Consider the following 935-nt stretch of genomic DNA (forward strand, 5'->3'; position numbering starts at 1 on the left):
TGCTTTGTTGAATCCGATGATGGCGTCGGGGTCACTGTTTGAGAGCCTGTTCGAGGTTGTAGACTGCGGCGGTCACCACGAGCTCACGAAACTCGCGGTACCACGCGCGAGGGGGGACAGCGGGGCCGAACCGACGCTTGATGGCCGAAAAGGCGGTCTCGGCCATCCAGCGTTGGCCGTATAATTCGCTGTCCAACCGTGCGTTGTGTGCGTGATCGTAATGAGCGAACAGCCGGTGGCGCAGCAAGGGCCGGACGCCTTCTGAACGGAGGGCGTCCCGAAGTGATTGGTCGTCATAACCCTTGTCACCAGCTATACTCTCGATTTTCTCGGTGTTTCGCAAAGCGACTCGACGGCCAGTCTGGGTGTCGTGGGGCCAGTGTGCCGAGCAGTGGATGTCGAGGATGGCACACGAGTCTGTATCGACGAGTGCCGTCGTTTTGAGTGTGCGTATGTGGCGATCCGAGCGGTGTTGGTAGTGTCTCGATGCCGTTTCGCGGTCGAAGAATGTGGCATCGATGGCTCCGTGCGAGCCCGGATCGCAGATGGTCGCTGACTCACGAAGGAAGCCGCGCCATACAGACATGGGCACCCTCTCAAACGACCGGTACAGCGTTGAGGGTGCGGGAAATGCCGTCCGAGCGAGCTGTAACAGCCCACGAACGCGATCCATCTCACTTGCCCAATCCACGATCTCGCGGTACGTCGCGTCCATGTGAACCCGCAAAAAGTGGAGCGTGACATGCTTCCAACCGGGAAATCCGTGGCCAGTCGGATCACTCACCGCCGTTGGACTGGCGGCACAGCGCTTTTGAGCCAGCGACGCGGCTTGCTTAACGAAGCGGAAGAGTAGTTTGGACACATTCGGCTCTTCCGCTTCGCTTCCACCTTTACAGCGACGCTATCCCGCCGCCTTCTGCGGATTCAACAGAGCA

1 protein-coding gene is annotated in these 935 nt (G+C 59.6%); it reads right to left on the reverse strand.

Annotated features, from left to right (window positions below):
- Positions 1 to 31 precede the first annotated feature (31 nt).
- Positions 32 to 862, reverse strand: coding sequence for an IS5 family transposase (locus EXE46_RS16170; protein ID WP_137689362.1), 831 nt, complete (start codon positions 860 to 862; stop codon positions 32 to 34).
- Positions 863 to 935 lie beyond the last annotated feature (73 nt).

The sequence above is a fragment of the Halorubrum sp. GN11_10-6_MGM genome, from assembly GCF_005435165.1.
Lineage (GTDB): Archaea > Halobacteriota > Halobacteria > Halobacteriales > Haloferacaceae > Halorubrum.